8 protein-coding genes are annotated in these 12,900 nt (G+C 66.9%); 6 read left to right on the top strand and 2 right to left on the bottom strand.

Annotated features, from left to right (window positions below; translation table 11 throughout):
* Window positions 1–86: 86 nt before the first annotated feature.
* Complete coding sequence (gene rpoD, locus BLW02_RS03285) at window positions 87–2,450, bottom strand: RNA polymerase sigma factor RpoD (protein ID WP_092697021.1); 2,364 nt, start codon at window positions 2,448–2,450, stop codon at window positions 87–89.
* A 265-nt stretch (window positions 2,451–2,715) separates the two neighbouring features.
* On the bottom strand, window positions 2,716–4,686 hold the full coding sequence (gene dnaG, locus BLW02_RS03280) for a DNA primase (RefSeq protein ID WP_092697020.1): 1,971 nt from the start codon (window positions 4,684–4,686) through the stop codon (window positions 2,716–2,718).
* Between the two features lie 65 nt (window positions 4,687–4,751).
* Between dnaG and BLW02_RS03275 the strand changes: the two genes are divergently transcribed.
* The 6 genes from BLW02_RS03275 to bioD all read left to right on the top strand — a co-directional run bounded on the left by BLW02_RS03275 (window position 4,752) and on the right by bioD (window position 12,740).
* Entirely contained in the window at window positions 4,752–5,825 is a 1,074-nt protein-coding gene (locus BLW02_RS03275) for an ABC transporter substrate-binding protein (protein WP_244273606.1), read from the top strand.
* A 3-nt stretch (window positions 5,826–5,828) separates the two neighbouring features.
* Entirely contained in the window at window positions 5,829–7,529 is a 1,701-nt protein-coding gene (locus BLW02_RS03270; RefSeq protein ID WP_092697019.1) for a GGDEF domain-containing protein, read from the top strand.
* A 46-nt stretch (window positions 7,530–7,575) separates the two neighbouring features.
* The gene (locus tag BLW02_RS03265) at window positions 7,576–9,222 is read left to right on the top strand and encodes an acyl-CoA synthetase (protein WP_092697018.1); all 1,647 of its coding nucleotides are present in this window, start codon (window positions 7,576–7,578) and stop codon (window positions 9,220–9,222) included.
* A 224-nt stretch (window positions 9,223–9,446) separates the two neighbouring features.
* On the top strand, window positions 9,447–10,763 hold the full coding sequence (gene bioA / locus BLW02_RS03260; protein ID WP_092697017.1) for an adenosylmethionine--8-amino-7-oxononanoate transaminase: 1,317 nt from the start codon (window positions 9,447–9,449) through the stop codon (window positions 10,761–10,763).
* Window positions 10,753–11,970: an 8-amino-7-oxononanoate synthase gene (gene bioF / locus BLW02_RS03255; protein WP_092697016.1), complete on the top strand. Its 1,218-nt coding sequence runs from the start codon at window positions 10,753–10,755 to the stop codon at window positions 11,968–11,970. Before bioA ends, bioF begins: the two co-directional genes overlap by 11 nt.
* Window positions 11,967–12,740 (top strand): dethiobiotin synthase, encoded by a 774-nt coding sequence (gene bioD, locus BLW02_RS03250; protein WP_092697015.1) that lies wholly within the window; start codon window positions 11,967–11,969, stop codon window positions 12,738–12,740. The genes bioF and bioD overlap by 4 nt, the downstream gene beginning before the upstream one ends.
* Window positions 12,741–12,900 lie beyond the last annotated feature (160 nt).

Here is a 12,900-nt window from a genome sequence, read left to right as displayed (position 1 = left end):
ACGTATAACTTCGTTGGTTCGCCTTGCCGTGCTAGAGCACTGTCTGCGGCTTCCCGCCTAGTTATCCGCTTGAATGCGAGACCGTATTACAGCGAATCGATGAAGCTGCGCAGCTTGTCCGAGCGGCTGGGGTGCTTGAGCTTGCGCAGCGCCTTGGCCTCGATCTGGCGGATGCGTTCGCGCGTCACGTCGAACTGCTTGCCCACTTCTTCCAGCGTGTGGTCGCTGGTCATCTCGATACCGAAGCGCATGCGCAGCACCTTGGCTTCGCGCGGCGTGAGGCCATCCAGGATGTCCTTGACCACATCGCGCAGGCCAGCCTGCATGGCGGCTTCGATGGGGGCGGTGTTGGCGCCGTCCTCGATGAAGTCGCCCAGGTGGCTGTCGTCGTCGTCGCCGATCGGCGTTTCCATGGAGATCGGCTCCTTGGCGATCTTCATGATCTTGCGGATCTTGTCCTCGGGGATCTCCATCTTGGCCGCCAGGATGGACGCATCGGGTTCAAAGCCGAACTCCTGCAGGTGCTGGCGGCTGATGCGGTTCATCTTGTTGATGGTCTCGATCATGTGCACCGGGATGCGGATGGTGCGCGCCTGGTCGGCAATGCTCCTTGTGATCGCCTGGCGGATCCACCAGGTGGCGTAGGTCGAGAACTTGTAGCCCCGGCGGTATTCGAACTTGTCCACCGCCTTCATCAGGCCGATGTTGCCTTCCTGGATCAGATCGAGGAACTGCAGGCCGCGGTTGGTGTACTTCTTGGCAATCGAGATCACCAGGCGCAGGTTGGCCTCGATCATTTCCTTCTTGGCATCGCGCGAGGTGGCTTCGCCCTCGTTCATGCGCTTGTTGATGCCCTTGAGCTCGACCAGCGGCACGACCACGCGCGATTGCAGGTCGGTCAGCTTTTGCTGCAGGTCCTGGATGGGCGGGATGTTGCGCGCCATGATGGCCGACCAGGGCTTGCCGGCAGCGGCCTGCTTTTCCACCCACTTGAGGTTGAGCAGGTTGGGCGGAAAGTCCTTGATGAAGGTTTCCTGGGGCATGCCGCACTTGTCCACGATGATGCGGCGCAGTTCGCGTTCTTTCTTGCGCACATCGTCCACCTGGCCGCGCACCATGTCGCACAGCTTCTCGATGGTCTTGGCCGTGAAGCGGATGGTCATCAGCTCCTGCGACAGGGCCGCCTGGGCCTTGACATACGCGGGCGTGCCGTAGCCTTCCTTGTCATAGATCTGGTGGACCTTCTCGAACAGCTCGCGCAGCTTGTCAAAGCGCTCCAGCGCCTGCTTCTTGAGTTCTTCGAGCTTCTTGGTCAGGGCCTTGGAGCCGCCCTTGCCGTCGTCGTCATCGGCTTCGTCGAATTCGTCGAAGTCTTCTTCGGCCACATAGTCGTCGGCCTCGTTGGGGTTGGAGAAACCGTCCACGATGGTCGAGATGACAACCTTGCCTTCGCGGATCTCCTCGCCCATGTTCAAGATTTCGGCGATGGTGGCGGGCGATGCGCTGATCGCCTCCATCATGGCCATCAGGCCGCCTTCGATGCGCTTGGCGATCTCGATTTCACCTTCGCGCGTGAGCAGTTCCACCGTGCCCATTTCGCGCATGTACATGCGCACGGGGTCGGTGGTGCGGCCGAACTCGCTGTCCACGGTGGACAGGGCGGCTTCGGCGGCCTCTTCGGCTTCTTCCTCGGTGGCGCCAGCGGGGGCGTTGTCCGTGATGATCAGTGCTTCGGCGTCGGGCGTCTGCTCGTACACCGCCACGCCCAGGTCGTTCAGCGTGGTGATGACGGCTTCGAGGGTTTCGGCATCCACGAGCTTGTCGGGCAGGTGGTCGGAGATTTCAACGTGCGTGAGGTAGCCGCGCGTCTTGCCCAGCTTGATCAGGGTCTTCAGGCGCGCACGGCGCTTGGCCATGTCTTCTTCGGACAGGACGGTTTCGTCCAGGCCGAATTCCTTCATCAAGGCGCGTTCCTTCGCCTTGCTGATCTTCATGCGCAGGGGTTTGACCTTTTCGGCCGTGGGGGCGGCCTCCGCCTCCACTTCGCCTTCGAGGTCGGCTTCGATATCCGACAGGTCTGCGTCGTCACTGCCCACTTCGCCCGCTGCTGCCTTGGGTTTGCGACCGCGCTTGGCGGGGGTCTTGGCCTCGGCGCTATCTGCGGCCTTGGCCGGACGGCCAGGGCGTTTCTTGGGGGCCTCGTCACCGTCGGACGCGGCGGCTGCGGCGCGGGCAGGCTTCTTCTTCAGCAATTCATCGGCAGCTTTGGTCAGCTCGGCAGAACTTTTCACGGGCACGGTTTTCACTTTCTTGGCAGCCGCGGCAGGGGCCGCAGCAACGGCCTTGCGGGGCGCGGCTTGGGCCGGTGCTGTGGCAGCGGTTTTGGAGACAGCCTTTGCGGCGGTGCCTGGAGCGGACTTGGGCGGCTTCGCGGACTTTTGAGCGGGCATGGAACAACCTCAGAATCAAAAACGGACACAAAGAAAACGCAAGCGCCTCAGGTCCCGGCGCGGGTGGCAACGCAAAGCTGGGGTGGCTTCACGTTTTGAGGGGAGGCCCTCAGGGGCAAGATGTCTGGGCGAACATTTGGTGTGCAGTCCTTGCGATAAGTGGGCCCATCAGCGCATAGGTGCGCGTTTGTCACGGTGGCCCGGCTCGGAGGTGCTGCTGTCGCTCTTGCCGAAAAACCCTACATTATACCGACTGTCCGGTATTTCAAGGGGTGCGGGGCAATATGCCTTGCAGTACGTTGCGCCGCTGTTCCAGCGCGCGGTAGCGCTCCAGTGCCGTGGGGTCTTGCGCCGCCTGCAGGATCAGGTTTTTTTGCTGGGCGTTGATGTCTTCGATCAGCATGCGGTTCAGAAGATCCCGCAGTTCCAGCCGCAATTCGTGCAGATCGCCCTCGGTCTGCGCGTGCGAGCCGGTCATGACCTTCACCGCCAGGGCTTCACAGGGGTTGCCCCGCAGGCTTTCCCGCAGCAAGGCCCAGGCCTGCGGCCCATGCTCGTGGAACTGTCCTTCCAGCCAGCTGAACAGCGGGCCATGCGGGGCAGGCTGGGCACACAGCGCCGCGTGGTCGTCGTGCGTCAACTCTTCCAGAAACGCCATGTGCGACAACAGCAGCCGTGCGGCGTGGTCTGCCCGGCTGGCGGTGGGCGTGCGTGGCAGGCGTGGCTGGGGCGGCCAGGGCGCGGCGTCCTTTTTTTTCCAGCTGCCGCCTTTCCAGTCGCCCCCCTTGCGAAAGGGTGGCTTCGGGGGCGAGTCGTAGCCGCCGGGTGATTGCCAGCCGGCATCGGCAGGCGCGCCCCACGGGGGCTCGTCCGTGGGGGTGGCGGCATGGCGGTGCGAGGCCACGGTGCCAGGGTGGCGTGCTGCCTCCTGGGCGGCGGTCTTGCTCCAGAGGTCGGACAGGTCGTGGGCTTCCAGTTGGGCCAGCTGTGCCAGTTCGGTGAGCACCTGGCGCCGCAGCACCCCCTCGGGCAGCGCGCTCCACAGGGGGCGGGCATTGCTCGCCATGTGGGCGCGGCCTTCTGCCGTGCCCAGGTCGCAGCTTTCGCTGGCGGCTTCGATCAGGAAGCGGCTCAAAGGCACCGCATCGCCAATGTGGCGGGCAAAGGCATCGGAGCCGTGCGCGCGCACAAAGCTGTCGGGATCGTGCTCGGGCGGCAGGAACAGAAACTTGATGCTGCGCGTGTCGCTGGCATGGGGCAGGGCACCGTCGAGCGCCTTGCGGGCCGCCCGGCGGCCCGCGGCATCGCCGTCAAAGCTGAACACCACCGCGTCGGTAAAGCGCAGCAGCTTTTGCACATGCTCGGGTGTGCAGGCCGTGCCCAGCGTGGCCACGGCGTTGGGGAATCCCAACTGCGCCAGGGCCACCACATCCATGTAGCCCTCGGTGACCAGCGCAAAACCCTGTTCGCGAATGGCGGCGCGGGCCTCGAACAGGCCATAGAGTTCGCGGCCCTTGTGGAACACCGGGGTTTCGGGCGAGTTGAGGTACTTGGGTTTGTCATCGCCCAGCACCCGGCCGCCAAAGCCGATGCACTCGCCCTTGACGTTGCGGATGGGAAACATCACCCGGTCACGGAAGCGGTCGTAGCGCTTGCCGCCATCTTCGTCATTGACGATGACCAGCCCGCTTTCTTCGAGCAGCGGGTCGTCGTAGTGCGGAAAAACACTGGCCAGGCTGCGCCAGCCTTCGGGGGCATAGCCCAGACCATAGCGCTTGGCTACCGCACCCGACACCCCGCGTCCCTTGAAATACGCCACGGCCCGGGGCGATATGCGCAACTGCCGGCGATAGGCCTCGGCGGCTTTTTCCAGCACATCGGTCAGCGTGGCCTGCTTTTGCCGGGCAGCGGCGGCGCGCTCTTTTTCCTGCGGCGAGATGTCATCGTCGGGCACCTGCAGCCCCACCTGCTGGGCCAGGTCCTGCACGGCCTCGATGAAGCCCATGCCGGCGTGCTCCATGAGAAAACTGATGGCGTTGCCGTTCTTGCCGCAGCCAAAGCAGTGATAGAACTGTTTGGCGGGGCTGACGCTGAAGGAGGGCGATTTCTCGCCGTGGAAGGGGCACAGCCCCATGAAATTGGCGCCGCCCTTCTTGAGCTGCACGTAGCGGCCCACGATGTCCACCACGTCCACGCGCGAAAGCAGTTCCTGAATGAAAGATTGGGGAATCGACACGGGGCTTATTGTCTGCGCAAAGTGTGGTTGCACTCGTTAACATTTGGCGAAGCCGAGACATCTCCATGGCAACAACGGGGACCCCGTGGACACGCAGTGCCGCAGCGCGGCTGGGCGTGTGGCTGCGCGCGGCAGCCGTTGCCTGGCTGCCGCTGTGCGCGTCGGGGGCGCCGGTGCTGCGCGTCCTGTCATGGCCCGGGTACGCCGACGCCGATGTGGTGGCCGCCTTTGAAAAGCGCCATGCCGTGCGCGTCGAAATCACCACCGTGGGCTCGGACGACAGCCTGCGTGCCAAGCTGGCCGATCCGGCAGGCCCAGGCTACGACGTAGTGGCCGCCAACACGGTCGAGATCGCCAGCCTGGTCGCGCAAAAGCGCCTCATTCCGCTGCCGATGAAGGACATTGCCAATGCCGGGCGCCAGTTGCCCCGGTTTCGGCAACTGGCATCGATTCCCGGCATCACCAGCGAAGGGGCCGTGTATGCGCTGCCCTACACCTATTCCGAAATGGGCCTGATCTACGACCGTCGGCAGTTCGGCGTGCCGCCAGACTCGCTGAACGTGCTGTGGGATCCGCGTTGGCAGGGGCGGGTGCTGGCGTTCGACGGTAGCAGCCACAGTTTCTCGCTGGCCGCCCAGCGCCGGGGGCTGGCGCCCTTTCACATCGATGCGGCGCGGTTCGGCGGTCTGGCCCGCGACCTGGTGGCGCTTCGCCGCAACGTGCTGTCGTTCTATTCGGTGCCCGAGGAGTCGGTGGAGCTGTTCCGCCGCCACCGCATCGCGGTGATGCATGCCAACTATGGCCAGCAGCAACTCAAGCTGCTGCGCGACGCGGGGCTCGACGTGGGCTATGTCATCCCGAAGGAAGGGGCCCTGGCCTGGCTCGACTGCTGGGCCATCACGCGCCGCTCTGCCCAGCCCGCACTGGCAGCCCGGTGGATCGACTACATGCTTGAGCCGGCGGTGAGCGGTGTACTGACCCGGCGCCAGGGGCTGGCCAACACCTTGCAGGAGCCTCCCGGCGGCGCGGCGGGCGCTGCGGCGAGCCCGATAGTGTGGCTGGAGCCGGTGGAGAGCGAAGGGCAGCGCACCCGGCTCTGGCGGCGCATCGTATCGGGCGAGCGCCCCGAGGGGTTCTGAGCCATGCGCTGGGGCATCGCGTCGCGCCTGGGCTGGATTCTGGCCTCCTTCAGCGTACTGGCTGCGGTGCTGGCGGGCTACTACACCTATGCTGCCGCGCGCGACCTGCTGCGTGAGCGGGCCGAGCGCTCGCTGCTGGCCACCACGCAGGTGCTGACGCGCCACCTCGAAGCCGGTTTTTCGGCCGTGGCGCGCGATGCCACCTTGCTGGCGGCCGCGGCGGCCGTGGCCACCGAGCCGCGCACGGCGCAGCCGCCGCATGCACCTTCTGTGCGCGACCGCCGCCTGCTGGCCGAAGTGTTCAAGGCGAGCCTGGCTGCGCACCCCTCGTACCTGCAGATCCGGCTCATCAGTGCCCGCGACCATGGCCTGGAGCTGCTGCGGGTTGACCGGCTGGGCGATGACCTGGTGGAGGCGCCCCAGGCCGCGCTGCAGGAAAAAGCCCATTTCCCCTTTGTTTTCGAAACCCTCAAGCTGCGTTCGGGCGCGGTGTACTTCAGCGAGTTCGGCATCAACCACGAAGGCGATGCCACCGAAGAGCAGCAGCAACCCATCTTCAACATGGCATCGCCCGTGGTGCGCTGGGGGACCGTCGAGGCCGTGGTGGTAGTGCGCGTGGCGGCCAGCCCCTTCCTGGCCTACTTCAGGAAAAGCCTGCCCGAGAACTATGGGTTTTACCTGTGCAACCGCTGGGGCGACATTCTGGTGCACCCCGATCCGACCCAGACCTTCGGTTTCGATCGTGGCCAACGCATCCTTCTGCAGGACACCCTGGCGCCGGTGGCGCAGATCATCGAAGGGCGCACCCACGAACTCATGATGGACGCGCAGGCGGATGGTGCCGAACCGCGCGTGTTCTCGTTCACCCGCTTGCCCGTCGGGGATTCGGACGAAGACCGCTTCCTGGTGGCGGGGCTCTCGCAGCCCATGGCCGTGGTGCAGGACGAAGTGCTCGAGCTGGGGCGCGGCATCCTCAAGATGCTGCTGGTCCTGAGCGCGGTGGGCATGCTGCTGGCCGCGCTGGTGTCCCGGGCGGTGACCAGGCCCCTGCAGACCATGGTGCGCGCGGCCCGCGCCTTTTCGCGGGGAGAGCCCCACGGTGCCCTGCCGGTCGAGCGGCAGGACGAGGTGGGTGAACTGGCGCGCAGCCTGAGCGACATGGAGCAGCAGATCACCCGCCAGATCGCCGAACTCAACGCCAGCCGGGACAGCATGGCGCACCTGGCCCATCACGATCTCCTCACCGGGCTGCCCAACCGGCGCATGTTCGAGCAGCGCCTGGCGCAGGCGCTGGAGCTCTCAAGGCGCAGCGGACGGGCGTGTGCGCTGTTCTTTGTGGACCTGGACGATTTCAAGTCCATCAACGACGCCCTGGGCCATGCAGCGGGCGATGAGGTGCTGCAGGCCACGGGCCGTGCCATCGTCTCGGCCGTGCGCCAGGCCGATACGGTGGCTCGCCTGGCAGGCGACGAGTTCACCGTGCTGTGCGAGAACGTCGATACCGAAGAAGCTGCGCTTCAGATTGCCGAGAAACTGCAGCAGGCCTTTGGGCAAACGCTGGAACTGTTCGGAAAATCGCTGCGGGTGCGCGCCAGCATCGGCATGAGCCTTTTCCCACGCGATGCGCCCGACGCACAATCGCTGCTGGCCAGCGCGGATGCGGCCATGTACCGTGTCAAGCAAAGCCGCAGCAACCACCCCTGAGGCGTGGCCTGTCTAGCTCCTGTTCATTTTTTCCTTGTGAAGCGCAATGACCTCCATCTACGACCAGCACCTGCCCCGCACTGAAGCCAACTTCGCGCCCCTGTCGCCGCTGGGCTTCATCGAGCGCACCGCCGAGGTTTACCCCGACCGCCTGGCCATCGTGCACGGCACCCTGCGCCAGACCTGGGCGCAGACCTATGCGCGCTGCCGCCAGCTGGCCAGCAGCCTGCAGCGCGCCGGCATAGGCAAGAACGACACCGTGGCCGTCATGTTGCCCAACACGCAGCCCATGGTCGAGGCGCACTTTGGTGTGCCCATGGCGGGCGCCGTGCTCAATGCCCTGAACACGCGCCTCGATCCCGAGGCCATCGCCTTCATGCTCGACCACGGCGAGGCCAGGGCGGTGATCGTGGACCCCGAATTCGCCGGCGTCATGGCCAAGGCCCTGGCGCTGCGCCAGAACCCGGCGCCGCTGCTGCTGATCGACGTGGAGGACGCTGTCTACGGCCCCGCCAGCCAGAAACTCGGCACCACCACCTACGAGGAATTTCTGGCCGGCGGCGACCCGCAATTCGCCTGGGAGCTGCCCACCGATGAGTGGGATGCCATCGCGCTCAACTACACCAGCGGCACCACCGGCAACCCGAAGGGCGTGGTCTACCACCACCGGGGCGCGGCCACCAATGCCATCAGCAACGTGCTGGAGTGGGACATGCCCAAGCACGCCGTCTACCTGTGGACGTTGCCCATGTTCCACTGCAACGGCTGGTGTTTTCCGTGGACGGTGGCGGCGCGCGCAGGCGTCAACGTGTGCCTGCGCCGCGTGGAGGCGCAGGCCATCTTCGATGCCATCCGCAACCATGGTGTCACGCACTACTGCGGCGCGCCCATCGTGCACGGCCTGCTGGTGAACGCGCCGGCCGCAATGAAGGAGGGTGTGCCTGCCGGCGTGAAGGCCATGGTGGCCGGCGCCGCGCCACCGGCTTCCATGATCGAGGGCATGGAGAAGATGGGCTTCGACCTGACCCATGTCTACGGCCTGACCGAGGTCTATGGCCCGGCCACGGTGTGCGCCCGGCACGAAGCCTGGAACGACCTCGATATCGGCGAGCGCGCCCGCCTCAACGCCCGCCAGGGCGTGCGCTACCACCTGCAGCGCGCAGCCCGGGTGCTCGACCCCGAAACCCTGCAACCCGTGCCCTGGGATGGCGAGACCATGGGCGAGATCATGTTCCGGGGCAACATCGCCATGAAGGGCTACCTCAAGAACCCCAAGGCCACCGAGGAAGCCTTTGCCGGCGGCTGGTTCCACAGCGGCGACCTGGCCGTGCAGTACCCCGACGGCTACATCAAGATCAAGGACCGCAGCAAGGACATCATCATCTCGGGCGGCGAGAACATCTCGTCCATCGAGGTCGAGGACGTGCTCTACCGCCACCCCGACGTGCTGGCCGCCGCTGTGGTGGCCAAGCCCGACGCCAGGTGGGGCGAAACGCCCTGCGCCTTCGTCGAATTGAAGGCGGGCGCACAGACCACGGTCGAAGACATCGTGCAGCACTGCAAGAAGCACCTGGCCGGCTTCAAGGTGCCGCGCGCCGTGGTGTTTGGCGACATCCCCAAAACCGCCACGGGCAAGATCCAGAAGTTCGAGCTGCGCAAGCAGGCGGGCTCGGCCGCGGCCATCGACGTCTGACCATTGCACGGCGGCCAGCCACGGCAGGGGCATTCGAAGGTGCTCCGTTTTCATAGCTATTGGCGCCTTCTGAACAAGCGTTGAAGCCATTTTTCCTCCAATGCCGGGCAGTCGGCAGTGGTGGGCAGATCTGGCGGCATCCCCTGCAGCCAAGCCGGGTGCGATACTTGCCGCGGTTTTTTCGTCCCATCCCTGCCCGCAAGCCCGGGCGAGCGAGTTGTTGATTGACGTCCCTGCACTCCCCCGATCTCGCCGCGCGCAGCCTTGCTGCGCTGTGGCACCCCTGTACCCAGATGGCGCGTGCCGCCGTCACGCCGCCGCTGGCCATCGCCCGGGGTGAAGGCCCCTGGCTTTTCGACCTGGAAGGCCGGCGCTATTTCGACGCCAACAGCTCCTGGTGGGTGAACCTGTTCGGGCACTCGGATGCCGGCATCCGCGCCGCCATCACGCACCAGCTCGAAACCCTGCCCCATGTCATGCTGGCAGGCTGCACCCATGCGCCCGCGGTCGAGCTGGCCGAAAAACTCGCGGCCCTGACGGGTGGCGCGCTGGGCCACGCCTTCTTTGCCAGCGACGGCGCCTCGGCGGTCGAGATCGCGCTGAAGATGAGCTTTCATTCGTGGCGCAACCGGGGCCTGGCGGACAAGCGCGAGTTCGTCTGCCTGCGCAACGGCTACCACGGCGAAACCATCGGCGCGCTGGCCGTGACCGACGTGGCAGTGTTCCGCGATGCCTACGACCCGCTGCTGATGCGCGCCCACATCGTCGAGTCGCCCGATGCACGCCAGGACCCGGACGCCGAGGCCCGCGCGCTGGCCGATCTGCGCCGCGTGCTGGCAGAGCGGCGCGGCCATGTGGCCGCCCTCATCATCGAGCCGCTGGTGCAGTGCGCCGCCGGCATGGCGATGCACGAGCCCTCGTACCTGCGCGCCGTGCGGGCGCTGTGCGACGAGTTCGAAATCCACCTGATCGCCGATGAGATCGCGGTGGGCTGCGGGCGCAGCGGCACCTTCTTTGCGTTCGAGCAGGGCGAGTGCGGCTGGCCCGACTTCATCACGCTGTCCAAGGGCATCAGCGGCGGTACGCTGCCGCTGTCGCTGGTGCTGACCACCGAAACGGTGTACCAGAGCTTCTGGAGCGAGCAGGTGGGGCGCGGCTTTCTGCACTCGCATTCGTACACCGGCAATGCGCTGGCCTGCGCGGCGGCCAATGCCGTGCTCGACCGCTTCGCAGCCGACCAGGTGCTGGAGAAGAACCGCGCGCAGGCCCGGCTGCTGGCCGAGGCCTTCGCGCCGCTGGCCAGCGACCCGCGCGTGGCCCATTTGCGCCAGCGCGGCATGATCCTGGCGTTCGACGTGCGCGAGCCCGGTGAGCGGTTTGCCGAGCGCTTTCACCTGGCGGCGCGCGCGCACGAGCTGCTGATCCGCCCCATTGGCGGCACCGTCTACCTGATGCCGCCCTACCTTATTGACGCGCCCACGGCGCAGTTTTTGTTCCAGGCCGTGATGGCCACGCTGGCGGAGGTGTTGGATGCTGCTTGACCACCTGAACCAGAAGCTGCAGGCCATCGCCGCCAAGGATCTGACGCGCGTGCTGCGCGAGGCCGAGAGCGCCACCGCGCCGGTGCAGCGCGTGCGCGGCGCCGATGGGCAATCCCGCGAGCTGCTGATGTTCTGCAGCAACGACTACCTGGGCCTGGCCGCCCATCCCGCGCTGGCCGAGGCCCTGGCCGAGGGCGCGCGACTGTATGGCGCAGGCTCGGGCTCGTCGCACCTCATCAGCGGGCACTCCAGCGCGCATGCGGCGCTGGAGCGCGCCCTGGCGGCGGCCGTGGCGCCCGCCATCCCGAACGCCGAGGCGCTGTTCTTCTGCACCGGCTTCATGGCCAACCTGGCAGTGCTCACGGCCCTGGGTGATGCCGATGCGGTGATCTTCTCGGAAGAACTCAACCACGCCTCGCTGATCGACGGCGCGCGCCTGGCCAAGGCGCCGGTGCAGCGCTATGCGCATTGCGACGTGCCCCAGCTCGACGCGCTGCTGGGCGCCTGCACGGCCCGCATCAAGCTGATCGTCACCGACGCGGTGTTCAGCATGGACGGCGACGTGGCCCCGCTCGACAAACTGCTGGCGTTGGCCGAACGGCACGACGCCTGGCTGGTGGTGGATGACGCCCACGGCTTTGGCGTGCTGGGGCCGCAGGGGCGCGGCACGCTGGCGCACTTTGGTCTGCGCAGCGAGCGGCTGATCATGGTCGGCACGCTGGGCAAGGCGGCCGGTGTGGCCGGGGCCTTCGTGGCCGCGCACCCTACCGTCATCCAATACCTGATCCAGGCCGCGCGGGCCTACATCTTCACCACCGCCGCGCCGCCCGCCGTGGCGCATGCGCTGCTGCAAAGCCTGGCGCTGATGGCCGGTGACGAGGGCGCGCAGCGCCGCGCCAATCTCGTGCGCCTGCAGGCGCAGCTGCGCGCCGGGGTGGGTGACCTGCTGGCGCGCCATCCCCAACTGGGCTGGCGGCTGGTGGCTTCAGACACCCCCATCCAGCCGCTCATCATCGGCGAGAACGCCGCCGCGCTGCGCGTGGCGGCCGTGCTCGACCGCGCCGGCCTGCGCGTGCCGGCCATCCGCCCGCCCACCGTGGCGCCGGGTACGGCGCGCCTGCGCATCACGCTGTGCGGCACGCACACTTCGGCCGACATCGATCGCCTGCTGGCGGCGCTGGCCGAGGCCGCTGAGGAGCTGGCATGACGCGCGGTTTTTTCAGCGCCGGGCCGCCCCAAGATGCAAAGCATCCCCCTCGGGGGGGCAGCGACCCGCGAAGCGGCCGAGCGTGGGGGGCATTTTTCATCACCGGCACCGATACTGAGATCGGCAAGACCGCCATCACCGCCGCGCTCACGCACCTGGCGGCGCAGGCGGGCCTGCGTGCCGCCGCCATCAAGCCGCTGGCGGCGGGGCAGGATTGTGTGGACGGCCGCTGGGTCAACGAAGACGTGCTGCGCCTGCGTGCCGCCAGCAACATGGGCCTGCGCGATGACGAAGTGGGTCCGCTGCAGCTGCGCACGCCCTGCGCACCGCACATTGCCGCCCGCCTGGAGGGCCGCACCATTGCGCGCGACGCCTTGCTGGCCGCCGTGCGCGGCGTGGCGGCGCGGGCCGACATGGCCTTCGTCGAAGGCGTGGGTGGTTTCCGTGTGCCGCTCGTTCCCGGCTGGGACACTGCCGACCTGGCCGTGGACCTGGGGCTGCCGGTGGTGCTGGTGGTGGGCCTGCGCCTGGGCTGCATCAACCATGCGCTGCTCACGGCCGAGGCCGTGCGCGCACGCGGCCTGCGCCTGGCCGGCTGGGTGGCCAACACCGTGGACGCGGCCATGCCCCATGTGGCCGACAACCTGGCTGCGCTGGAGGAAGGCCTTGTGGCGCCATTCCTGGGCCATGTGCCCCGCCTGCCAGACCCCAGTGCGCCGGCCATCGCGGCCCATCTGCCGCAGGCGCTGGCGTTGCTGCAGGCGCCATAGCCGACAGGCAGACGGGTCTGGTGCTTAGGATTTATCCGTAAATTAAGTAAACTCCAGACCTGAGCCGACCTTCACTCGGTACAGGAAAGACAGATGGCCAAGGCCCATGCCCATTCGTGGGAGGTGACGGATGAATTCTGGGCCCGGGTAGAGCCCCTGG

Origin of the sequence: Acidovorax soli (genome assembly GCF_900107605.1) — a bacterium.
Taxonomy (GTDB): domain Bacteria; phylum Pseudomonadota; class Gammaproteobacteria; order Burkholderiales; family Burkholderiaceae_C; genus Acidovorax; species Acidovorax soli.
Note: the sequence above shows the minus strand (reverse complement) of the source record. Positions and strands in the feature narration are given on the sequence as shown.